The 22003-nt window shown below is 58.0% G+C and carries 19 protein-coding genes; 10 read left to right on the top strand and 9 right to left on the bottom strand.

Features of this window, described 5'->3' with window-relative positions; all coding sequences use genetic code 11:
* The first annotated feature begins 73 nt into the window (after nucleotides 1–73).
* The 4 genes from FIL88_RS08075 (at nucleotide 74) to rarD (ending at nucleotide 2545) form a co-directional block, all read left to right on the top strand.
* Nucleotides 74–409 (top strand): hypothetical protein, encoded by a 336-nt coding sequence (locus tag FIL88_RS08075; RefSeq protein ID WP_185960880.1) that lies wholly within the window; start codon nucleotides 74–76, stop codon nucleotides 407–409.
* A gap of 94 nt (nucleotides 410–503) precedes the next feature.
* Nucleotides 504–1106: a superoxide dismutase gene (locus tag FIL88_RS08070; RefSeq protein ID WP_142853235.1), complete on the top strand. Its 603-nt coding sequence runs from the start codon at nucleotides 504–506 to the stop codon at nucleotides 1104–1106.
* Between the two features lie 85 nt (nucleotides 1107–1191).
* Complete coding sequence (locus FIL88_RS08065) at nucleotides 1192–1569, top strand: hypothetical protein (RefSeq protein ID WP_142853234.1); 378 nt, start codon at nucleotides 1192–1194, stop codon at nucleotides 1567–1569.
* A 58-nt stretch (nucleotides 1570–1627) separates the two neighbouring features.
* Nucleotides 1628–2545: an EamA family transporter RarD gene (gene rarD, locus FIL88_RS08060; RefSeq protein WP_142853233.1), complete on the top strand. Its 918-nt coding sequence runs from the start codon at nucleotides 1628–1630 to the stop codon at nucleotides 2543–2545.
* Here rarD and FIL88_RS08055 read toward each other — a convergent pair.
* Nucleotides 2509–3066 carry an LOG family protein gene (locus tag FIL88_RS08055; protein ID WP_142853232.1) on the bottom strand — a complete coding sequence of 186 codons (558 nt, stop codon included), beginning with the start codon at nucleotides 3064–3066 and terminating at the stop codon, nucleotides 2509–2511. The two genes, rarD and FIL88_RS08055, sit on opposite strands and share 37 nt — an antisense overlap.
* 108 nt (nucleotides 3067–3174) lie before the next feature.
* Between FIL88_RS08055 and FIL88_RS08050 the strand changes: the two genes are divergently transcribed.
* Nucleotides 3175–4410 carry a LysM peptidoglycan-binding domain-containing protein gene (locus FIL88_RS08050; protein WP_185960879.1) on the top strand — a complete coding sequence of 412 codons (1236 nt, stop codon included), beginning with the start codon at nucleotides 3175–3177 and terminating at the stop codon, nucleotides 4408–4410.
* Between the two features lie 70 nt (nucleotides 4411–4480).
* On the opposite strand, the gene FIL88_RS08045 is transcribed toward FIL88_RS08050, so the two are convergent.
* A complete protein-coding gene (locus tag FIL88_RS08045; RefSeq protein ID WP_142853230.1) occupies nucleotides 4481–4810 on the bottom strand; it encodes an ArsR/SmtB family transcription factor in 330 nt (109 codons plus the stop codon).
* Nucleotides 4811–4894: 84 nt separating this feature from the next.
* Between FIL88_RS08045 and FIL88_RS08040 the strand changes: the two genes are divergently transcribed.
* Nucleotides 4895–6721, top strand: a complete 1827-nt coding sequence (locus tag FIL88_RS08040) for an ABCB family ABC transporter ATP-binding protein/permease (protein ID WP_142853229.1) — start codon at nucleotides 4895–4897, stop codon at nucleotides 6719–6721.
* A 55-nt stretch (nucleotides 6722–6776) separates the two neighbouring features.
* Here FIL88_RS08040 and FIL88_RS08035 read toward each other — a convergent pair whose 3' ends face one another.
* Both FIL88_RS08035 and FIL88_RS08030 read right to left on the bottom strand, forming a co-directional pair.
* On the bottom strand, nucleotides 6777–10559 hold the full coding sequence (locus tag FIL88_RS08035) for an efflux RND transporter permease subunit (protein WP_142853228.1): 3783 nt from the start codon (nucleotides 10557–10559) through the stop codon (nucleotides 6777–6779).
* The gene (locus FIL88_RS08030) at nucleotides 10556–11782 is read right to left on the bottom strand and encodes an efflux RND transporter periplasmic adaptor subunit (RefSeq protein WP_142853227.1); all 1227 of its coding nucleotides are present in this window, start codon (nucleotides 11780–11782) and stop codon (nucleotides 10556–10558) included. The genes FIL88_RS08035 and FIL88_RS08030 overlap by 4 nt, the downstream gene beginning before the upstream one ends.
* Before the next feature lie 200 nt (nucleotides 11783–11982).
* Between FIL88_RS08030 and FIL88_RS08025 the strand changes: the two genes are divergently transcribed.
* From FIL88_RS08025 to FIL88_RS08010, 4 genes are all read left to right on the top strand, one after another.
* Nucleotides 11983–12621 (top strand): hypothetical protein, encoded by a 639-nt coding sequence (locus tag FIL88_RS08025; protein WP_142853226.1) that lies wholly within the window; start codon nucleotides 11983–11985, stop codon nucleotides 12619–12621.
* A gap of 60 nt (nucleotides 12622–12681) precedes the next feature.
* Nucleotides 12682–14031, top strand: a complete 1350-nt coding sequence (locus tag FIL88_RS08020) for a PQQ-like beta-propeller repeat protein (protein WP_322788892.1) — start codon at nucleotides 12682–12684, stop codon at nucleotides 14029–14031.
* Nucleotides 14032–14090: 59 nt separating this feature from the next.
* Complete coding sequence (gene der, locus FIL88_RS08015; protein WP_142853225.1) at nucleotides 14091–15551, top strand: ribosome biogenesis GTPase Der; 1461 nt, start codon at nucleotides 14091–14093, stop codon at nucleotides 15549–15551.
* A gap of 155 nt (nucleotides 15552–15706) precedes the next feature.
* Nucleotides 15707–17665 carry a bifunctional 2',3'-cyclic-nucleotide 2'-phosphodiesterase/3'-nucleotidase gene (locus tag FIL88_RS08010; RefSeq protein ID WP_142853224.1) on the top strand — a complete coding sequence of 653 codons (1959 nt, stop codon included), beginning with the start codon at nucleotides 15707–15709 and terminating at the stop codon, nucleotides 17663–17665.
* Between the two features lie 102 nt (nucleotides 17666–17767).
* Here FIL88_RS08010 and FIL88_RS08005 read toward each other — a convergent pair whose 3' ends face one another.
* The 5 genes from FIL88_RS08005 to FIL88_RS07985 all read right to left on the bottom strand — a co-directional run bounded on the left by FIL88_RS08005 (nucleotide 17768) and on the right by FIL88_RS07985 (nucleotide 22002).
* Nucleotides 17768–18871 (bottom strand): LysM peptidoglycan-binding domain-containing protein, encoded by a 1104-nt coding sequence (locus FIL88_RS08005; protein ID WP_246066648.1) that lies wholly within the window; start codon nucleotides 18869–18871, stop codon nucleotides 17768–17770.
* Nucleotides 18872–19071: 200 nt separating this feature from the next.
* Entirely contained in the window at nucleotides 19072–19740 is a 669-nt protein-coding gene (locus FIL88_RS08000) for a protein-L-isoaspartate(D-aspartate) O-methyltransferase (RefSeq protein WP_142853223.1), read from the bottom strand.
* A complete protein-coding gene (gene surE / locus FIL88_RS07995; RefSeq protein WP_142853222.1) occupies nucleotides 19737–20534 on the bottom strand; it encodes a 5'/3'-nucleotidase SurE in 798 nt (265 codons plus the stop codon). The genes FIL88_RS08000 and surE overlap by 4 nt, the downstream gene beginning before the upstream one ends.
* A gap of 130 nt (nucleotides 20535–20664) precedes the next feature.
* Nucleotides 20665–21318: an SDR family NAD(P)-dependent oxidoreductase gene (locus tag FIL88_RS07990; protein WP_142853221.1), complete on the bottom strand. Its 654-nt coding sequence runs from the start codon at nucleotides 21316–21318 to the stop codon at nucleotides 20665–20667.
* Between the two features lie 48 nt (nucleotides 21319–21366).
* Nucleotides 21367–22002, bottom strand: a complete 636-nt coding sequence (locus FIL88_RS07985) for an SMI1/KNR4 family protein (protein ID WP_142853220.1) — start codon at nucleotides 22000–22002, stop codon at nucleotides 21367–21369.
* Nucleotide 22003 lies beyond the last annotated feature (1 nt).

The raw sequence follows: 22003 nt of genomic DNA, 5'->3' as shown, positions 1-22003 counted from the left end.
TCAGACAGCGATAATCACTGCAAATATTTTTGTTAGCCCAGCATTTTCAGAAACCTATAAATGTGACCTGCAAATGAAGCGTTCAGGCGGCAACTGGATGGGGCCAACCATCTATGTCGACTATGATCGGTCAACCGGAAAAGCTAAGATAATTGACGGCGTGATTGATCATTATATGGGCAGTCCGGTTGTAACGTCCAAGATCGCCGAGAGTGCGAAGAAAATCTCGTTCAAATACAAGCTGGGCGATGTTAAAGGCTCGGCCACGAATGCCAGCGGTGTAAGCTATGCAAATCAGTCCTATCGCCTGTCCATTTTCAAGCCCTCAATGAAAGCTGTGATCACGATGACGCCACTGGGCTACAGCAATACGTTCCGTGATACCGGGCGCTGCCAGATCAAGGACTAAAGTTGGTGTAGCACGCCTTGTGCCTCTTGACCTTCCCCCTTCCGCTGCCCCATCTAAGGGGCAACGGAAACACGCATGAACAGGGGGCCCTAAAATGGCTTTTGAACTTCCCGATCTTCCTTACGCACACGATGCTTTGGCCGAATTCGGCATGTCGGCTGAAACCATGGAGTTTCACCATGACCTGCACCACAAAGCTTATGTCGATAACGGCAACAAGCTGATCGCAGGCACCGAGTGGGAGGGCAAGACCCTCGAAGAGATCATCGTTGGCACCTATGACGACAAAGCTGTTGCGCAGAACGGTATCTTCAACAACATCTCGCAGCTGTGGAACCACAACCAGTTCTGGGAAATGATGGGTCCGGGCAAGGTTGCCATGCCGGGTGAGCTGGAAAAAGCGATCACCGAAAGCTTCGGTTCTGTTGACGAATTCAGGTCGCAATTCTCGGCTGCTGGCGCTGGTCAGTTCGGCTCGGGCTGGGCATGGTTGGTTAAAAATGCTGACGGTTCGCTGGCAGTCACCAAGACCGAAAACGGCGTGAACCCGCTGTGCTTTGGTCAGACTGCTCTGCTGGGCTGTGATGTGTGGGAACATTCATACTATATCGACTTCCGCAACAAGCGCCCGGCTTACCTGTCGAACTTCCTCGACAATCTGGTGAACTGGGAGAACGTGGCCTCCCGACTGGGATAAGCACATATCTTCTTAAAACGGCCCCTCTGACGGGGCCGTTTTTTTTGGAACACTGGCTACGGCCAGATGAAGATGGATAGGGTAGATGAGCTTTAAAACCACGATGATTGCAACAACGACGCTTTGCGGTGCGCTGAGCATTGTATTGATGGTCACCCCCGCGCTGATCTATTTCCTGTTCGAAGTTACTCCTCATGAAAGCGGGACATTCTTCGCACGCCGCGCTGCGGTGATGTTCTTTGGGGTGGCCACAACGGCATTCCTTGCAAGGGGCATTTCAGAACTTGCCGCGCAACATGCGATCGCACTTGGCCTTGGCGTCATGATGCTGGGGCTGGCAATTTTAGGTCTGTTTGAAATGGCGCGCGGTATGGCGGGTCCTGGGATCCTGATCGCGGTCGTGACCGAGATCGCCTTCGCGGCTGCATTTCTACGCTTGTTGCGGACGACCAAATCCGCATAGTGGGATTGTTTGGTGGCGTGGAAAAAAACGCCCGGATGACAACCCACAGGAGACAGGAATGAGCGACAGCCGAAAAGCTGTGTTGGCAGTGCTGCTGGCCTGTACGATTTGGGGCCTTTCGCCGCTTTACTATAAAGCACTGGCGCATATTCCGCCGCTGGAACTGCTAAGCCACCGTAGTGTTTGGTCGCTGGTTTTGTTCAGCGCGCTTCTTCTATTACAAGGACGGTTGCGAGAAGTGCCGCGCCTGTTTCGCGATCCGCGCACGATCGGGCTGGTGGCACTGGCCGGCCTGATGATCTCGGCCAATTGGGGCGGGTTTATTATATCGATCCAGATCGGCAAAGCGGTCGAGGCCAGCCTTGGGTACTATATCTTCCCTCTGGTCGCCGTCCTTCTGGGTCGATTGATCTTTGGCGAGGTGCTGGGCCGCGGAAAGTCCATCGCTGTGATGGTTGCAGCGCTGGCTGTGCTTCTCTTGACCTATGGTCTGGGTGTGCCGCCCTGGATCTCTTTGTTCCTTGCAGCGACCTTTGCCATATATGGTGCGATCAAGAAATCCGTCAACGCTGGTCCTGTTGTGTCGGTGACGGGCGAAGTGCTGTTGATATCGCCCTTGGCGCTGTTCTGGCTGTGGGGCATTCACACGCAGGGCTGGACGGGGCTGTTTGATCGTCACCTTGCCACATTCGGCCGTGACCTTTTTGACACGCTTATGCTGATTGGATCTGGGGCTCTGACGGCGGGGCCGTTGATGCTGTTCAGCTATGCCTCAAAGCAACTGCCGCTGGCGACAATTGGCGTGATTCAATACCTGAACCCCAGCCTGCAATTTCTATGTGCAGCCTTCATTTTTGCCGAGCCGATCACGGTGTGGCACAGCCTTGCGTTGCCGCTGATTTGGGTCGCACTCGCGATCTATTCCGTATCAGCGATCCGTCAGGAAAGAGCGTTGCGCAAAGCCTCAATCGCCTGATCCGTGTCATCTACGACGGTGATGAAGCCTTTCAGGCTGTCCTCGGCAAAACCCTGATCGATTACGTGGTCAATTAGCCCGACCAACGGATCCCAGAACCCGTTTACGTTCAAAAGCAGGATCGGTTTTTTGTGCAGCCCCAACTGGCGCCATGTCAGGATCTCGAAAAACTCGTCCAGCGATCCAGCGCCACCGGGCAACACGACAACAGCGTCCGAGTTCATGAACATGACCTTCTTACGTTCATGCATGTTCTCGGTGACGATAAAGCTGGTCAGATCACGCTTGCCGACTTCCCAGTTCAGAAGATGTTCGGGGATCACGCCGAACGTGTCAGCGCCTGCATCTTGGGCCGCCTTTGCCACCTCACCCATCAGCCCCACATCGCCCGCGCCATAAACCAGCCGCCAGGTGTTTTCTGCCAGCGCTTTGCCAAGGCGCTCGGCTGACGCGCGATAGGCGGGGTCGCTGCCCATGCGCGAACCGCAATAGACGCAGATCGAGGCTGTGTGGTGTGTCATTGGGGTCTCCTAGAACGCGAGAAATGAATGATCTTTTGACCGGTGTTACCGGGATTGCTAGGGTCGGGCAAGATAGCAGCGGCACGAAGATCGCAACAGGGGATGAAGATGACGGACGAGACGCACAGTGCTGCTGGCGCTGGCAAAATCTGGATTGGCATTGGCGCTGCAGTGATCGCGGCGGTGCTTGGGTATTTAACTTTGGGTACGCGCGATCAGGCGAAGGGTCCTGTGCCCGTTGCGGACATACCGACCGCCGTTGCGCCCCACGAGCAGGCCTCCGATGACAGCTCTGCATCGACTGATGCTCAACCTGACATTCTAGCTGACACGATCGAAACCGAAGCGCCCGCGTCAGCACCGGAAAGCGCCGAGGATGAGGCACCAGAAGTTGCACCAACGCCTTCTGCGATTGTGCCGTCCTTTGACGTTGTGCGTGTTGACCCCGATGGCAATACGGTAATCGCGGGGCAAGCCGCGCCGGGGTCGACCGTACAATTGTTCCTGAACGGTGCCCCAGTAGAAACTGTCGAGGTGGATGGCGCAGGCAACTTCGTGGCCTTCTTGGACTTGCCCGTCAGCAGCTCGGGCCAGCTCAGCCTGCTTGGGCTGAACGAAGCGGGCGAGGTAATTGCCGAACTGGCCGAAGCATCGACTGTGTTGATCGAGCCGAGCACTGCGGCCCCAAGCGCCGAGAACGAAGCGACTGATGCGGTTACTGCGGAGGTCGCTTCTGAAGGACCAGATGCACCTGCTGACCCGGCGAATGGAGCAGAGGTCACTGAGGATACTCAGCCCTCCCTGCAAACCCCGCGTGTTTTGCTGGCGGATGATGAGGGCATTACCGTTTTGCAAGATGGGTTTAGCAGCGTCGCTGTACAGAACGTGATCATCGACTCGATCGCATATGATGAACAGGGCGAGGTCGCCTTGTCCGGCCGCGCCTCGGGCGGCGGAGCGTTGCGGGTCTATCTGGACAATGCGCCAATCAAAACTGCACCCATCCCGCAAAACGGCCAATGGCGCCTGCCTCTGCCTGATGTGGCGTCTGGCGTATATACGCTGCGTGTGGATGAACTTGCCGCAGACGGCACGGTCACGTCACGCACGGAAACCCCGTTCAAACGCGAAGACGTGGCCCAGATCGCAGCGGCGACTGCTCAGTCGGGCACGGGTGCGCAGGTCGAGGCTGTAACTGTTCAGCCCGGATCCACATTGTGGGCTATTGCGCGCGATACGTTGGGTGACGGGCCGCTTTATGTGCGCGTCTTCGATGCCAACCGCAACCAAATTACCGATCCGGATTTGATCTATCCCGGCCAGGTCTTCACTATCCCGAATTGATCAAATAGGGCTGATCTTCCTTGTTGTAAATGTTCGGGTGTGAGCCCCGAGGGGCGAGGGGCAACGCCGCTTATCGGGTCTTCGCAGAGGGCATAATGCAACCCGATACATCGGCCGCACCAGCGCAGCAATCGTTCAGAAGATAGGAAATGACGCCACCCAGTGCCGCCCGGTCTGCCGCATAGATCACATGGCGACTTTCCTTGCGCGATGTCAAAAGCCCGGCGTGTTCTAGCTGTGACAGGTGAAATGACAGACCCGAGGCCGATACCTCAAGCGTCTGCGCAATCTCGCCTGCACACAGCCCGTCGTCACCGCGAGGCACAAGAAGCCGCACGATCTCAAGCCGTGTATCATGAGCCATGGCGGCAAGGGATTTCAGGACTCGACTCTGTTCCATATTTCAAATATTAATGAAATATTGAAACGATGCAAGTCAGAACCTGCACCGCCTAACGATCCACAACAGCCAGGACCCGATATTATGGCGCCCAGCCGCATCACGTCTACCGAGCTTCCAGACAACAATTGGCGCACCATCCAGCGCGTCGCTCCGTACCTATGGCCCGCGGATCACCCTTGGGTGAAACGCCGTGTTGTGCTGGCGATGTTGGTGCTGCTTCTGTCCAAAATTGTCGCCGTGGCAACGCCGTGGTTCTATGGCTGGGCAGTAAACGAGCTGGCCGGAGAAAGCACCGCGCCGGCATATATGCTTGGGGCGGGGGCTGTCGGCCTGACATTGGCCTATGGCATGGCGCGCCTGATGACCAACGGGTTCCAACAGCTGCGCGACGTCATCTTTGCGCGTGTTGGCCAGCGCGCGCTGCGCCAATTGGCGCTTGAGACATTCACCCACATCCACCGCTTGTCCATGCGCTATCACATCACGCGAAAGACTGGTGGCCTTAGCCGCATCATCGAGCGCGGTGTGAAAGGGGTCGAGTTCCTGCTGCGCTTCATGCTGTTTTCCATGGGGCCACTGATCCTAGAGCTTGGCCTGATTGCCCTGATCCTCTTCGCTACGTTCGACGTTTGGTATTTGGCGGTCGTGGTGGTCACGATCTGGGCCTATGTCTGGTTCACCTTCAAAGTGACCGAATGGCGCGTGAAGATCCGCAAGGAAATGAATGATCAAGACACGGACGCCAACCAAAAAGCCATCGACAGCCTGTTGAACTTTGAAACTGTCAAGTATTTTGGTGCCGAAAAGCGCGAGGCGGCGCGGTATGACGGCGCGATGGCGGGGTATGAACAAGCTGCCCTGAAGACTTCGTATTCGTTGGCATTCCTGAACTTCGGTCAGGCGCTTTTGATCACCGGCGGTTTGGTGGCTGTGATGGTTCTGGCGGCGCTCGGCGTGCAGAACGGACAGCTGACGGTTGGCGATTTTGTCATGGTCAACGCCTATATGATCCAGATCACCATGCCTTTGAATTTTCTTGGCACTGTCTATCGCGAGATCAGGCAGGCGCTGGTGGATATGAGCGAGATGTTTGACCTGCTTGAACAGCCTGCTGACGTCACGGATAAGCCAGATGCGGCTGAGATTGCCGTGACCGGCGGGGCGCTATCCTTCAAGGATGTGCATTTCGGCTATGATGCTGCGCGGCCCATTCTGAAAGGTGTGTCGTTGGAGGTGGGGGCGGGAAAAACCGTGGCCATCGTTGGCCCGTCTGGATCTGGGAAGTCCACCATCGGACGTCTGTTGTTCCGATTTTATGATGTGAACGGCGGCAGTCTGTCCATCGACGGGCAAGACGTGCGCGACGTGACCCAAGACAGCCTTCATGCGCAGATCGGTGTGGTCCCGCAGGATACGGTCCTGTTCAACGACACGGTGTTGTACAATATCGCCTATGGTCGCCCCGAGGCGTCACGGACCGAGATCGAGGCCGCCGCGAAGGCCGCCAAGATCCACGACTTTATCAACGAGCTGCCGGAAGGCTATGAAACGCAGGTCGGTGAACGTGGGTTAAAGCTGTCGGGTGGTGAAAAGCAGCGCGTCGGTATTGCGCGGACGCTTCTGAAGAACCCACCAATCCTGCTGTTGGACGAAGCGACCTCGGCTTTGGACAGCCAGACCGAGCGCGACATTCAGGACAGTCTCAGCGAGATGGGGCAGGGGCGTACGGTGATCACTATCGCCCACCGTCTGTCCACCATTGTGGATGCGGATGAAATCGTCGTGTTAGAGGATGGCGTCATCGTCGAACAAGGCACGCATGACGCGTTGCTGGAACAGGGTGGCCGCTATGCCGCAATGTGGGCGCGTCAGGCCAGCGAGGACGAGCCGGAGGCACTGGCGGGCTAAGACGCCAGACACGTCATGGAAACAAAAAAGGCGCGGAGTGTTCCGCGCCTTTCTTTTATTCTGCCGCTTCCTTACCGCCGCGTGATTTGAGCGGCTTTGGGTCGGGATCAGATGGATCTTGCAAAGCCTCTGCTGTGGCCGGGGGCGGGGTCGCCTTGCGCATGGCTTTGGGATCTGCTGCGACGACGGGTGCTGCGACGGGGTCATCGTCGACCCATTGCAGCTCGTGCAGGTCTTGCTTTTTCGCGGCTTTTTCAAGCATCCGGTCACGGGCTGTCTGACCCGAGCTGTGTGCAACGCTTTCCAGCAAAGTAAGCGACCGATAGGCACCCGCCGAAATCCAAACCCTGAGCGCCAGCATTGACGGCGTAAAGACCAGCGTCAGCACAGTTGCGATGCCCAAGCCGAAGACCACAGCCGTCGCCAGCTGTTTCCACCACAGTGCCGTGGGGCTGTCGATGGAATAGCCGCCGCCAAAGAAGTCCAGCGACAGGCCGAACATCATCGGGGCCAGACCGGCCATCGTGGTGATGGTGGTCAGCAGAACGGGACGGATCCGTGCCTCGGCCGTGCGGGTGATCGCCTCGATCCGGGGCATGTGGCGGGCATAGTCCTGATAGGTATCAATCAAGACGATGTTGTTGTTCACCACGATCCCTGCCAGCGCGACGATCCCGGTGCCAGTCATGATGATCGAGAAGGGCTGTTGCATCACCATCATCCCAATCAGAACGCCGGTTGTGGACAGAACCACGGCCAGCAGCACCAGAACCGAGTTATAGACGCTGTTGAATTGTGCCAGAAGGATGATGAACATCAGCCCCAGTGCACCAATGAAGGCCTTGCCAAGGAAGGCCTGACTTTCGGCCTCGTCCTCTTGATCGCCGGTCCATTCATAGGTCACACCATCAGGCAGGTCGGTGCTTTCGATCCAATCTGTCAGGGTTGCAATGCGTTCGGCAGGTGTGACGGGCGTGCGGGTCAGATCGGGATTTTCTGCCATCAGCGCCTCGGTGTCCTCAAGCGGGACAACCTGGTCGAACCCATCTTCATCGGTCAAGCGCACAAGGTCGCTGACCACCGCAGATTTCACATCATAGTACCGGCTTTGATCTACACGGTCGATCTGCGCGAAGCTGGGCACGGGGGTGCGGGTGACGAAATTTGACAGCGGGACCAAGCCACCCGGCGTGCGCAGGCGCAGCGTATCAAGCGTAGACAGCACGCGGTCTTCTTCCGGCAGACGCACGCGGATTTCGATTTCCTCGTCCGAGCTGTCGACCCGCATGGTATCAAGCAAGATCCCGTTGGTGATCAGCTGAACCATTCCACCGACAGTGGCGACGTTGGTGCCAAAGCGCCCGGCCTCGGCCACGTCGACCTGAAGCTCCCAATCAATGCCGGGAAGAGGCAGCGTGTCTTCGATCGCGTTCAAGCCCGGAGTGCTTTCAAACTTGGCCACCGCGGCGGCGGTTGCGGCTTGCAGCGCGTCCCAATTGTCGCCCTTAAGGCGCAGGTGCACCGGCTTGGCCGACGCAGGACCACGGTTTAGGTTCAGAACCTCGATCCGAATGCCGGGAATGGTTTTCAGACGCTGTTCCAGCACATTCATCACGTAATCGCCGTCATATTCCGGGTCGATTTCGCTGGTGGTAAAAGGGATGATGCCAAAGAGCGGCGCATCGGTTTCGACCGAGGGACGGTCGTCCCACGCCACAAGCTCGATCTGCAATTGTCCGACCGAGTCGCGCGGTCCCGAGGCCCCACCGGTATTCTGGTTCAACCCGCCCGCGCCAGCAAAGGCAAAGACACTTTCGATGCCTTTAGTGTTCAGCGCGATCTCTTCTGCTTGACGGACCATAGCGTCTTTTTCCGCGACGCTCAGGTTACCACGCCCCCGGACATACACGATGGCTTGTTCCGGTTCGCTATCGGTGAAAAATTCGACCCCAAGGCTGTTTTGGCTAAAGGTGGCAAATGTGGCCACCACGAAAGCAACAACGGCGGCGATGCTGACGATTGGCATGATCGGGTTGCCGGCAATAAAGTGAATCACGCGCCCAAACGGGGTACGCTGATAGCCCCCGTGGATGTGATCATCCTTGCGATACCACGGCATGTGCCAGTCTATGGATCCCATCGCGATCGACGTCCCGGATGCCCCGATGATGAACATCAATGCGCCGGGAAGAATGGCCATTATTCCCGAGAACGGGCTGGTGCCGCCGAAAATATAGCCGGGGTTCAGCAATTGCAGCCCGGACAGGAACAGCACGTAAGCAGAGACGACGGCCAATGGTAGGCGTATCCAGATCGGCGCATAGGACAGTGCCTTGGACAGGGTGCCAAACAGACGGCTAATCCGGCCAGACACGCCACCAACGACAGGCAGATAGACCAGAGCCACAAGAAGTGAGGCTGACAGCACATAGATCAGCGTCTTTGGCAGCCAGCCCATGAACTGGCCAGGAATGCCGGGCCAAAACAGCATCGGCAGAAAGGCACATAAGGTGGTCGCGGTCGAGCTGACGATAGGCCAGAACATCCGTTTGGCGGCCATCGTATAGGCCTGCATCGGGCCGACCCCCAGCTTGATCTTCTTATCCGCGTATTCGACCACCACGATGGCCCCATCGACCAGCATCCCCACAGCAAGGATCAATCCGAACATGACGATGTTCGAAATCGTCACTCCCAACGCCCCGAACAGCGCGAAGGTCAAAAGGAATGAAGTCGGGATGGCAAAGCCAACCAATAGGGCAGGGCGGGTGCCAAGGGCCCCCAAGACCACGATCATCACCAGCGCAATCGCCGTCACGACCGAGCCTTCCAGCTGGCGCACCATACTGTCCACAATGATGGATTGGTCGTTCGATACACCGACGCCAATGGCCTGTTGCAATTCGGCCGGCCAGTCTGCGCGGGTTTCGTCTACGATGCGGCGGACCTCGGCTGCGGTGCCAATCAGGTTGAAACCTTTGCGTTTGACCACCTGAAGCGCCACGGTTGTATCGCCGTTGAACCGTGCGGTGCCTTCGCGATCTTCAAAGGTCAGGCGGATTGTCGCCAGATCGCCCAGTGTCACAACGCTGTCGTCATTTACCTTAATCGGCAGATCGTAAATATCTTGAAGCTCGTCAAAGGATGACGGGATCTTAACTGCTGTGGAGCCCGTGGGTGTCTTGATGTCGCCCGCCGCGATCAACTGGTTGTTGTTCTGAACAACCGAGATCAGCTCGCCTGCGGTCACATTATAGGCTTCCAGCTTCAGAGGGTCGATTTCGACCTCGATCATCTCGTCACGGTACCCAGCGAGCGAGGCTTCCAAAACACTGTCCAGCCCTTCAAGCCGGTCCTGCAGGTCGCGTGCGATCTGAACCAATGTGCGTTCAGGGACATTGCCGGTCAGGTTTACGATGATGATTGGAAATTCCGAGAAGTTGATCTCGTTCACCGAATAGCTGTCCGCCCCCATTGGGAAATCCGCTTCGGCGTTGTTCATCGCATCGCGGACGTCCGCCATGACTTTGGTTTTGTCCCAGCCGAACTCGAACTCCAACGCCACACCAGCATAACCTTCAGCGGCGGTGCTGGACATGGTTTTCAAGCCATCAATATCGGCCAGCTCGGTCTCCATCGGGCGGACCAGAAGCTGTTCGGCGTCAGCAGCCGAAATGCCGGGGAAGGGGACGGAAACGAACAAAGCCGGAATTTCAATATCCGGCTCACCTTCTTTGGGCAGGCTGACATAGGCGATCGTTCCTGCCAGCACGGACAGGATCACGAAGGCTATGACCATTCGGGCCCGTTCAGAGGCCCAGTCGATTATGGCGGTCATAAGCCGGCCTCCTGATAGGTGATGGCAAGGGGCACGCCGTCAGTGACATAGTGGTGGCCGATGATGATGACCTCTGCCGCATTGCCCAGACCAGTCACCCAAACCCCCTCAATGCTGTCACGCACAACGGTGATGGGTTTAAATCCTGCGGTAGCGCCCTCAAGTGCGATACGTACGCCAAGCGTACCTGAATCGTTTAAAGTCAGAGCGCTTTGCGGCAGTAAATGGGCTTCTGTACCTTTCCCAGTCGCTACGATTTCTGCGGTTTGTCCTGCGCGGACGGGAATGTCGCCGTCGGCAGGACGTACTTCGACATCAACCCGGAATGTGCGGGTGACAGGATCGGCGGTGTCCGCCACAAAGCTAACTGCGCCCAGCAACATGCGACCCGAGGCCAGACGGACATTCGCCACCAAACCGGATGAAAGCTGATCGACAAGCAATTCAGATACAAACCCAACAATGCGGACGGGTTCATATTGTACTAGCGTCGCGCAATGGGCGCCGGGCTGAAGCAAGGTGCCAATATCAGCAGTGTCAATTTCCAGTTCGCCCGCGAAGGGCGCGCGGATCTCAAGGCGTTCGATCTCGCGTTCGGCGGCCGCGACAGCAGCGCTGGCCGATTGGATTGCCGCGTCAGAACTGGCCGCCCCCGATTGGGCCGAGATAACGCCCGCACGCGCAGTTTCCACACCAGCGCGCGCATTGGCAACGCGGGTGTCCGATGCAAATCCGCCCTGCGACAGCTTGTCGGCGGCGGTCAGGTTGATGGTCGCTTCGTCCAAACGGGCCTGCGCTTCGATCACGCGGGCGCCAGCTTCGGGGGCGCGGGCTTTTGCTTCGGCCAAGCGGGCCTTCGCTTCGGCCAGACCGGCCGCGCGGGTGCCGGGATCCAGACGGCACAGGACATCGCCTTTGGCGACGGTAAGGCCCTTGGAAAGCTTGTCGGATATGACCAGACCCGAGGTTTCGGAACGCAGTTCAACCCGGCGCGACGCTTCGGTGCGACCGCGGATTACGATGGGCATTTCGATTTCGCGCGCTTCAGATTTCAGAACTACGACGGACAATCCTTCCGTGTCTGCCGTTTCCGCCGCGGCTGTTTCTATGGTTTCGGGCGTTTCTGGGACGCCTGCAGCCTCGTCCAGGGTGTCGCGCTGAAAGACAAGCATGAACAGGCCAGCAACGACCAGAACAGCAGTGACAATAGGGAATAGACGCATGACCCCTCCTGATGGGCTATATTTTATGACGAAACATAGGCATTTGTGTTCGCGGTAACAAGTTCGTGGTGGTGGAAAGTTAGACACTACTGACACGTATTGGCTGTTTCTTCGTGCCGTTCATCGCTTCTGGTTGATCCCTCTTGGCAACAGCGTCGGGTTGGGGCAAAAGAAAGCGACTGAAATCGGAGGCACCGCCCGTGAGCGACACAGACAGTTTCATTGACGAAGTGAGCGAAGAAGTTCGCCGGGACAAGCTTTACACGGCAATGCGACGCTATGGCTGGATCGCGGTTGTGGCTGTCGTCGCGGTTGTGGGCGCAGCAGCCTATAACGAATGGCGCAAGGCGAATGAACGCACTGCAGCGCAAGCTTTCGGTGATGCGATTTTGGCCGCTGAAGGCATAGAGGATCCGCAGGAAAGAAATGCGGCTTTGAACGGGATTGCCCGCGAAGGCGAGCAATCTGCCGTTCTTAATCTTCTTGTCGCTGGGGGCGAGACCACGCCGTCGTCGGAGGCTCTGAAGCAGATTGCGGCTGATGCATCCCTGCCAGACCATTTCCGTCACCTGGCCATGTTGCGTCTTGCACAGGCGCAGGATCAGACCGCGACGTTGGACGATGTTCGAACACTTTTGGCCCCGGTTGTTGTTGCAGGCGGTCCTTATCGTGTTCTTGGCGAAGAAGCTTTGGCATTGGCCGAACTGCGCGCGGGCGATCAAGACGCTGCGGTCACCCGTCTTCAGGCCCTTTTGCTGGATGACGAGGCATCGCAGGCCTTGCGTCGTCGGGCAACTCAGTTGATTGTGGCGCTAGGGGGCACACCCGAGGCATCCTGACAGACAGGATTTGCTACAAGCCTTTGATGAAATTTATAAGTAATCCTTGGGGGGATTGTCGTGAAATTCAAAATTAGTGCCGCGCTTTTGACGTCGATGAGCATTTTGGCCGCCTGTTCCACCCCGGAAGTCATTCTTCAAGGCGAGCGTGAGGATTTGCGGAGTCCGAACCCTCAGACGCTTGGAGCGGATGCGGTCGCAAACGTGATTGCATCCCGTGACGCTTCCGAGCAGCAAGATGGTGCACGCCCGATTTCGCTTCCGCGGGCGGTAAATCACGCGAGCTGGACCCATCTGGGAGGGTCGCTGACCCATCAGGTTCAGCACGCAGCCCTTTCTGCGCACCCTCAACTGGTCTGGAGTGCGTCAATTGGCGAAGGCAACGATCGCAAGCACCGTATCACGGCGGAACCCGTTGTGGCGGATGGCCGGGTCTTCACTTTGGACAGCCGCGCTCAAGTTGTGGCCACTGGGACCTCGGGGGCAACGCTCTGGGCACGTGACCTGACACCGTCTTCGGACAGTTCGGATGACGCGTCTGGTGGTGGGCTGGCTTACGCAGGCGGTACGGTTTTTGTCTCTTCTGGCTTTGGTATCATATCCGCGCTAGACGCCGAGACCGGAAAGGTGAAGTGGCAGCAGCGGATGGACGCGCCTGGGTCAGGCGCGCCTGCGGCTGTTGGCGGGCTGGTCTATGTGATTAGCCGCGACAACACCGCGTGGGCCATGGACGCTGCGACCGGCAAGGTGAAATGGCGGTTGACCGGGACGCCTAGCCAAGACGGAATCGTGGGCGTATCATCGCCTGCTGTAACCGACCGCATTGTCTTGCTGCCGTTCGCCTCGGGCGAAATCGTGGCCGCGCTGCGCAAAGGCGGCACGCGTACGTGGTCCAGCCTGATCGCAGGTGAACGCGTGGGCCGCGCATATACACAAGTTAGCGACATCACGGGCGAACCGGTCGTAAAGAACGGTGTGATTTATTCTGGCAACTCGGCCGGGCGTACTGTTGCCCTGAACCTGTCGGGCGAACGTATGTGGACCGCAAAAGAAGGGGCGACAAGCCCTGTCTGGGTTTCGGGTGGGTCGGTCTTCTTGGTGTCGGATGAGAACGAGATCGTGCGCCTAGACGCCGCCACTGGCGCGCGGATTTGGGGCACGCGCCTGCCGTATTTCACCAAGCGGAAAGCCCGTCAGATCAAGCGCGTCCATGCCAATCTTGGTCCAGTTCTTGCAGGCGGAAAGCTGTGGGTTGCGTCGTCAGACGGGATTATGCGTGGCTATAATCCAGTGGATGGCAGCCTGATTGCACAGACGGCTGTTCCCGGTGGTGCGGCGACGCGCCCGGTCGTTGTGAATGGCGTGGCCTATGTGGTCGCGCGTGACGGCAAACTTCTGGCTTTGCGCTGAGTTAAAAACCGTGTATGCGGGGCGCTTGATGTGACGCATGACAAAACACGGGGAGCAAAATGAGCTTCACCCTCGCCATCGTGGGACGCCCAAATGTGGGCAAATCGACCCTGTTCAACCGTCTGGTTGGCAAGCGTCTTGCGCTGGTGGATGACCAGCCAGGCGTAACCCGTGACCTGCGCGAAGGCGAGGCACGGTTGGGTGATCTGCGCTTTACCGTGATCGACACAGCGGGTCTTGAAGAAGCGACGGATGAAAGCCTTCAGGGCCGGATGCGCCGTTTGACCGAACGCGCCGTGGAAATGGCCGATGCCTGTCTGTTCCTTGTGGATGGGCGCGTCGGGATCCTGCCCGCGGACGAGGTGTTCGCCGACATCCTGCGCCGAAAGAACGCTCATGTTATTCTGGGTGCCAACAAGGCCGAAGGCAAAGCTGCCGATGCAGGCGTGATCGAGGCGTATTCGCTGGGTCTTGGCGAGCCGGTTCGTATGTCAGCCGAACATGGCGAAGGCATGGGCGAGCTGCTGTCGGCACTGCAACCCATCGCGAAAGAGTTCGAAGCCCGTGCGGCAGAAACTGCGCCGGAAGTCGAAGTCGATGTGGACGCGGACAGCGATGATGACGCCCCGAAAGTTCCAACCAATGAAAAGCCACTTCAGGTTGCCGTCATTGGTCGCCCAAATGCTGGAAAATCCACTCTGATCAATAAGTTGATCGGCGAAGATCGCCTGCTGACCGGGCCCGAAGCTGGCATCACGCGCGACTCGATCTCGGTGAAGTTTGACTGGAACGGGACACCGACGCGGATCTTTGATACTGCCGGCATGCGTAAACGCGCTAAGGTGCAGGAAAAGCTTGAAAAACTGTCAGTATCCGACGGTCTGCGTGCGGTGAAGTTCGCGGAAGTCGTTGTTGTTCTTCTGGATGCGGCTATTCCGTTTGAACAGCAAGATTTGCGCATCGCCGATCTGGCTGAACGCGAGGGCCGCGCCGTCGTGATCGCCGTGAATAAATGGGACGTCGAACCCGAGAAACAGGCAAAACTGAAAGGCTTGCTTGAATCCTTTAACCGCCTTCTGCCGCAGTTGCGCGGTGCTCCGTTGATCACAATCTCGGCCAAGACGGGCCGGGGGATGGATCGCCTGCACGAGGCTGTAATGCGTGCATATGACGTCTGGAACCGTCGCGTGAAAACTGCGCATCTGAATGGCTGGCTGGCCGAGATGGTTTCGGCGCACCCGCCCCCCGCACCGGGCGGCCGTCGCATCAAGTTGCGCTATATGACTCAGGCCAAAACCCGCCCACCGGGCTTCGTGGTCATGTGCTCGCACCCTGACAAGCTGCCCGAAAGCTATTCGCGCTACTTGGTCAACGGGTTGCGTGAAGACTTTGACATGCCGGGCACTCCCATTCGTCTGACCATGCGCGGGCAAGGGGACAAGAACCCCTATAAAAACCGCAAGAAATCAACACCTTCTCGACTGCGCAAGCACCTTGGGAAAGGTCGCGCGGACGAATAGGGGCTGCGCTAATTTAGTAGCAAACTCTGAAACTCCACCCGCTTCAAAACGGGTGGAGTTTTTATTTTTTTGAAAAATGACTCGCGCTTTGCGTCATTTCTCTGTCATGTTGGTTCCTTATTGCAGCGAAAATGCTACACCAGAAGGAGGTTCCAATGCCCATTTCATTGACACGTCGCGGCTTTCTGGCCGGCTCGGCTGGCTTTATCGCCCTTCATCCCTATTCTGTGCAGGCTTCTACAAACCAAGCACATCTGCGCATCATGGAAACAACAGATCTGCACGTGCATGTCTTCCCCTATGACTATTATTCCGATCGCGAAACCGACCGCGTTGGCCTGTCGCGGACTGCAGCATTGATCGAAGATGTCCGGGCCGAAGCGACCAATTCGCTTCTGCTGGACAATGGTGACTTCCTGCAAGGTAACCCGATGGGCGATTATATCGCTTATGAGCGTGGTATGAAGGAAGGCGACACTCATCCGGTCATCACCGCCATGAATACGTTGGGCTATGACGCATCGACGCTGGGCAATCACGAGTTTAACTATGGCCTTGATTTCCTGATGAAATCTTTGGCCGGGTCGAACTTCCCGGTGGTGTGTGCCAACGTGGCCAAGACACTGGGCGCGACGCCGCGCGAGGACGAAACATTGTTGCCGCCTTACGTGATTGTCGAACGCACCATCACCAACGGGGCCGGGACAACGCAGCCCATCAAGATCGGCTTTATCGGCTTCGTGCCGCCGCAGGTCATGAACTGGGATCGCCGTCATCTGGAAGGCAACGTACAAGCCCGCGACATCATTGAAGCGGCGAAGGCCTATATCCCTCAAATGCGCGAAGAGGGCGCGGATCTGATTATCGCGCTGTCCCATTCGGGCATTGGTGCGGCGGATCATACCGACGGGATGGAGAATGCGTCGATCCCGCTGGCAGCGATCGACGGCATTGACGCGATCTTGACTGGACACTCGCATCTTGTCTTCCCGTCATCGACCTATGCTGACTTCCCTGGTGTGGATGTCGAACGCGGCACGATCATGAGCACCCCTGCCGTCATGGGCGGCTTCTGGGGCTCGCATATGGGGCTGATCGATCTGTTGATCGAACATGATGGCGGTGCGTGGCGCGTTGTGTCACACACCTCGGAAGCGCGTCCCATCTATAAGCGTGAAGAGGACCGCTCGATCACCGCACTGGTTGAAGACGTTGCGCCGGTTCTGGCGTCGGTTCAGGCCGAGCATGACGAAACGCTGGCCTATGTGCGCCGCGCAGTGGGTAAGACAGACGCACCTCTGCACAGCTATTTCGCACTGGTGGCAGATGATCCGTCGGTGCAAATCGTGTCCAACGCGCAGACTTGGTACATCCAGCAGATGATGCAGGGAACACAACACGAAGACCTGCCGATCCTGTCTGCCGCCGCGCCCTTCAAGGCGGGTGGTCGGGGTGGTCCGGACTATTACACTGACGTCGCTGTTGGTGATGTGGCGATCAAGAATGTCGCTGACCTTTACCTCTATCCCAACACGGTTCGGGCGGTTCGGATCAACGGTGCGACGGTGCGCGAATGGCTCGAACGTTCCGCGGGCATATTCAATCAGGTCGAAGCAGGCAGCGAAGATGCTGTCCTTCTGAACCCGGAATTCCCGTCCTATAATTTCGACGTGATTGATGGCGTTACCTATGAAATCGACCTGAGCCAACCGTCCCGCTACAACAAGAAGGGCGAGGTCGTGGCCCCAGACGCGCATCGCATCGTGAACCTTAGCTTCAACGGGAAACCGATTGATGACGCACAAGAGTTCATTGTCGCGACCAATAACTATCGTGCGGGCGGCGGGGGAAGTTTCCCTGGCGCGGATGGCTCGACCACGGTCTTTGAAGGCCCGGATACCAACCGAGATGTGATCGTACGCTATATTGTCGAGCAAGGCACTGTAAGCCCGAAAGCTGACGCCAACTGGCGCTTTTCTCCGATGGACGGTACAACGGTTCTCTTTGAAACGGGACCGGCTGCTGCACCTCATGCAGGTAACGTTGAGGGCGTCTCGATCGAAGAAGCAGGCAACAGCGATACTGGCTTTGCGCTCTTCCGCATCTCGCTCTAAGATAACACAAAAGGGGCCGCTTGAAATCAGCGGCCCCTTTTTCTTGTCAGAAATATCCCGGGGTGAGCCCAACAGGGGCGAGGGGCAGCGCCCCTAACTCCGTCAGTTCAAATATGGCATCGGATCTACCGGTTCAGTGCCTTTGAAGACCAGGAACTGGATCGCGTTATAGCGGTTCTTGGTGGCCACCGCGATTTGCTGCCCGCGTTTGATCTTCTGACCCTTCTTCACGGTGATCCCCGAGATGAAGCTATAGGCGGTTTGCGTGCCGTTGCCGTGGTCAATCACCACGATCTCTTCACCTTCGACATCCTTAGACACCAACCGAACCGTGCCGCTGGCTGCGGCTTTGACTGGATCGCCGGGTTTGGCCGAGATTAGGATATAGCCCGCCTTTTCGGCATCAAACACACTGGTAACCTTGCCCGCGATGGGTAGGGACATGCGCGCGGCACTGGCCTTGGTGCGTGTGTCGGAAAGTTTCGGAGCGGCAGGAGCCTTTGGTGCATCTTGTTTCACTTCGTCTGTTGGAAGTGCTGCAGCAGCTGAAGGCGGCGTTGGCGTTGAAGATCCCTGACCGGGTTGTGTAACCGGCGTCCCGGTGGCGGACGTTGCTACCTTGACCGGAATCAGCAAGTGCTGGCCTTCACGGATGCTCAAATCGCCGCCCAAGCCGTTCCAGTCCGCCAACGAGCGGACCGATACGCCGTAACTGCGTGCAATGGAGTAGGCGGTTTCGCCGCGCTGAACGCGGTGGCGTACGGGTTGTTCACCCGAGACTTTGGACGTACTGGAATTTTGTGGTGTATCGCCAGCGCGGTCGATGGCGTCGCCAGCCAATGTGGTGATGTTAATATCGCTGGAGGGCTGGATCACTCCATCCACAGGTTCCGTGACGCGCCGTGGCAGGGCCAGAAGCTCGCCGTCTCGCAGGGGCGCGTCCAGCTTAAGGCCGTTATAACGGCCCAGCTCGGTGGGGTTCATGCCGATCCGGCCTGCAACTTGTGCCACGGTATCACCGCGCCTGGCCAGCGCGACTTGATAGCCCGGATAAGAAATTACACCGCGTGCGTCAGGTTGGGGGCGCTCCGCCGTACCTGCCGACTTGGCTGCTTGACTGGTGGACAGCTCGCCCCCAGCCAATCCGCGCATATCCATGTCGAACCCGTTGGAACAGGCGGATAGCGTCAGCAACGATCCGGTCAAAAGTAGTGCTCGTATTTTAGTCCCGCAGGGCATGGTCACGCACGGGGTCTTGCACGCAAATGTGCTGTGGAGTGGCATTGCTCGTCTCTTCCTCAGTTCATGGGCCCGTTTGTCAGGCACTGCATGTGACCCTTATTGGGGGCCTTGTCATGATATGGTCGGGAAATCCCAACCTGATCCCGCCGTCGCGGGAAAATTGATTAATCGCGCCCCAGCCCTTCCAAAAGGGGAACGAACCGCACCGGCAGAAGCTCGTCATAGTCAAATCCTGTTTCGGTTCTTGTGACCTTAATCAGGCTCTGAACCGCATCGGACTGACCCACCGGTACAATCATGATACCGCCAACGGCCAGCTGCGCCAAGAGCGGACTGGGCGGGTCTTCTGCAGCGGCCGTGACAATGATGCGATCAAACGGGGATTGATCGGGCAGGCCGCGCGATCCGTCGCCGGTGATCGCAGTAATATTGTGCAGGTCCATCGCTTCGAACAGCTCGCGTGCTTCGGCAACGAGGCGGCGGTGACGGTCGACCGTATAGACCCGGCGGGCAAGCTTTGACAGGATTGCCGCCTGATAACCAGATCCGGTCCCCAGCTCGAGCACCTTATCGCGAGGCGAGATGTCGGCGGCTTGCGTCATCAACCCAACGACCGACGGCTGCGAAATTGTCTGCCCGCAGGCAATCGGCAGGGGCATGTCTTCATAAGCGCGACGGGCGAAGACGCCGCGCACAAACGGGCCGCGGTCGATCTCTTCCATGGCGGACAGCACGCGCGGGTTTGTCACGCCCTTTGATCGGAGTGCGAACAGAAATTGCATCTTCTGTTCTGGGTCCCACGCCACGGGCGCCTGTCCGTCTGCTTGGTTCATTCGAACAAGCCCTCCAGCGCCGCCAGATGGTCATATGCGGTCAGGTCCGCCCGCATCGGTGTGACCGAGACATAGCCTTCCAAGTTTACGGTCACATCCATACCGGGTTCCGAGGGGTTGGATTGCACCCCTCCTGTGACCCACAGAAACTTTCGGCCTGACGGACTGTGACGAGCTTGAGTTCCGAAGAAAGCATCATGCCGCCACCCTTGCGGGGCCGAGCGAATGCCTTTGACCAAATCGGCGGCAACGGGCGGGAAATTCACGTTGTAGAAGATCGGATAGTTGCTGCCTTTGTCCCAGGGACCGGCCTCGACCAGCTTGCGCACGATCTCGGGTCCATACGCGGCGGCCGCCTGAAACACGCTGTCCAGATCCTTGGTGCCGTCGCCCATATATTGCGATAAGGCAATGGCAGGAAGGCCTTGAAGTGCGGCCTCCATCGCGGCCCCCAGCGTGCCAGAGTATAGCGCATTCTCGGCCGAGTTGTTGCCCCGGTTCACGCCGGAGATCACCAAGTCCGGCCGCCCGGGCATGACGTCGTAAAGCGCGGCCAGAACGCAGTCGGCGGGGCTGCCCTCAGCCGCGAAGCGACGCGGGCCAAGCTCGGCGATCATGAAGGGGCTGGTATAGGAAATACAGTGGCCGACACCGGATTGCTCGAATGCTGGGGCGACGGTCCAGATTTCGGCCTTTTCGCCGGCCAAGTCTTGCGCGACTTGATGGGCAATCGCTTCGGCCACCTTCAAGCCAGGAGCGTTAATCCCGTCGTCATTGGTGATGAGAATGCGCATAGTTTGCCCTTTCCGCCGAGCCCCGATTTGGTGGCCTTTTGCCATTCAATAGGGCAGGGACGCCGGTGCAGCAAGCGCAGCGGACATAGATGGGGCTAGGAAGTGAAAACCGTTGCGATCAGGTCAGCGTTTAAGCCGGGTTTGCCTCGGACAAGATGCGCTTGGCTTCGTCCTCGACCGGGGCCAAGGTGCTGCGGTCTTCGCCGGGGAAGAAGCGGCCGCGCATTGACGTCGCCAGCGGCTTGGGTTCCGCAACGACAATACGCGGGCCGATATTGGCGTTCTCAGCCGCCCAGCTGCGCACCATCGCAACTTGGGCTGCCTTGGTGGCGCCATAGCCTGCAAAGAACTTTTCGCCCGCGTGGTCATCCGCAAAGAAGATCGCGGTGCTGTCATCGGTCATCAGCGCGTTGACCATAAAGATCAGGTTGCGCGTCGCCTCGACATTCGTATTCCACGCCTGCGTCCAGCCCTTGTCGTCCAGATCAGGTGTCGGCATCAGCGCGGGGCCATAAATCGCCGTATGCGCCCAGACATCAATCGGTCCCCAACGGTCATGGATCGAACGGCACAGATGCGCCATCGCATCCTTGTTGGTCACATCCATCGGCGCCAGCGTGGCGGAGCCACCAGCGGCCTTGATCTTGTCATCCAGCTCTTCCAGCGCACCTGTGGTGCGGCCCACGGCGACAACGTGATGGGTTTTGGAAAGCTCCAGCGCCAACGCGGCCCCTAGGCCACGCGATGCACCGGTTACGAGGGCGATTTTCTGTGTGTCGGTCATAGAGGCGGCTTAGTGCTGATCAGGATAAATGTCGAGACTTTGTTAAGGCTACTCAAGCTCGTCAAAGAAATTCAGCTGCGAACGAGGGTAGCCGCGCTTTCGCTTCGCGGGGGGATTCAGCTCGTATAGCGACGGAATCTTCGGCGTTCCAGTGCCGGGTTCGAACGGAAACTCGAACGGGTCATGCCCATCGGCCCATCGCTCAAGCCACTGATGAAGCGTCATGCTCATGGGGTAGAGGGCAGTGCGGGCGGGCCTTCCATCTTTCCAGTGGTTCGGCTCCCAATAGATCATTTGATCTGTGTCGGCCTCGACGCACGAGTACATCGCGCACCCATGATGGCATATCGGCAGAAGCTTTCTGGGCCATCCGAAGGATCGTCTGCCGGGGACTGATCGCGTGTCCTCCAGATATCGAGAATCTACCGTGGCATCTAGGTCATCGGGGAAGCCGCTTGACCCGACGCCCATCAGCCCACATCCCGGTCCAAAACCGCCATTGCCAATGTCTTTGTAGATGCGGACCAATAGCGGCGGAAGCGCGAATCCTAGTTGAGCTTCGCAGTCGGCCAATTCTGTATCCGTCAAGATTGGTGCTGGCTGGGGCAGTGGGCCAGTCAGATGCCCATCGATGCGAGGAATGCGCTTTCGCAGCTTTTCGATCAGCACATCGATGTTGTCCATC

This window comes from Aliiroseovarius halocynthiae (assembly GCF_007004645.1).
Classification (GTDB): domain Bacteria; phylum Pseudomonadota; class Alphaproteobacteria; order Rhodobacterales; family Rhodobacteraceae; genus Aliiroseovarius; species Aliiroseovarius halocynthiae.
Note: the sequence above shows the minus strand (reverse complement) of the source record. Positions and strands in the feature narration are given on the sequence as shown.

Coding starts and splice junctions, on each gene's coding strand:
- FIL88_RS08000 (WP_142853223.1), bottom strand. CDS start 19,740: ATGAACCAAGCAGACGGACAGGCGCCCGTGGCGTGGGACCCAGAACAG.
- FIL88_RS07990 (WP_142853221.1), bottom strand. CDS start 21,318: ATGACCGACACACAGAAAATCGCCCTCGTAACCGGTGCATCGCGTGGC.
- FIL88_RS07985 (WP_142853220.1), bottom strand. CDS start 22,002: ATGGACAACATCGATGTGCTGATCGAAAAGCTGCGAAAGCGCATTCCT.
- FIL88_RS08055 (WP_142853232.1), bottom strand. CDS start 3,066: ATGACACACCACACAGCCTCGATCTGCGTCTATTGCGGTTCGCGCATG.
- FIL88_RS08045 (WP_142853230.1), bottom strand. CDS start 4,810: ATGGAACAGAGTCGAGTCCTGAAATCCCTTGCCGCCATGGCTCATGAT.
- FIL88_RS08035 (WP_142853228.1), bottom strand. CDS start 10,559: ATGACCGCCATAATCGACTGGGCCTCTGAACGGGCCCGAATGGTCATA.
- surE (WP_142853222.1), bottom strand. CDS start 20,534: ATGCGCATTCTCATCACCAATGACGACGGGATTAACGCTCCTGGCTTG.
- FIL88_RS08040 (WP_142853229.1), top strand. CDS start 4,895: ATGGCGCCCAGCCGCATCACGTCTACCGAGCTTCCAGACAACAATTGG.
- FIL88_RS08065 (WP_142853234.1), top strand. CDS start 1,192: ATGAGCTTTAAAACCACGATGATTGCAACAACGACGCTTTGCGGTGCG.
- der (WP_142853225.1), top strand. CDS start 14,091: ATGAGCTTCACCCTCGCCATCGTGGGACGCCCAAATGTGGGCAAATCG.
- FIL88_RS08070 (WP_142853235.1), top strand. CDS start 504: ATGGCTTTTGAACTTCCCGATCTTCCTTACGCACACGATGCTTTGGCC.
- FIL88_RS08030 (WP_142853227.1), bottom strand. CDS start 11,782: ATGCGTCTATTCCCTATTGTCACTGCTGTTCTGGTCGTTGCTGGCCTG.
- FIL88_RS08010 (WP_142853224.1), top strand. CDS start 15,707: ATGCCCATTTCATTGACACGTCGCGGCTTTCTGGCCGGCTCGGCTGGC.
- FIL88_RS08050 (WP_185960879.1), top strand. CDS start 3,175: ATGACGGACGAGACGCACAGTGCTGCTGGCGCTGGCAAAATCTGGATT.
- FIL88_RS08075 (WP_185960880.1), top strand. CDS start 74: ATGAAGCGTTCAGGCGGCAACTGGATGGGGCCAACCATCTATGTCGAC.
- rarD (WP_142853233.1), top strand. CDS start 1,628: ATGAGCGACAGCCGAAAAGCTGTGTTGGCAGTGCTGCTGGCCTGTACG.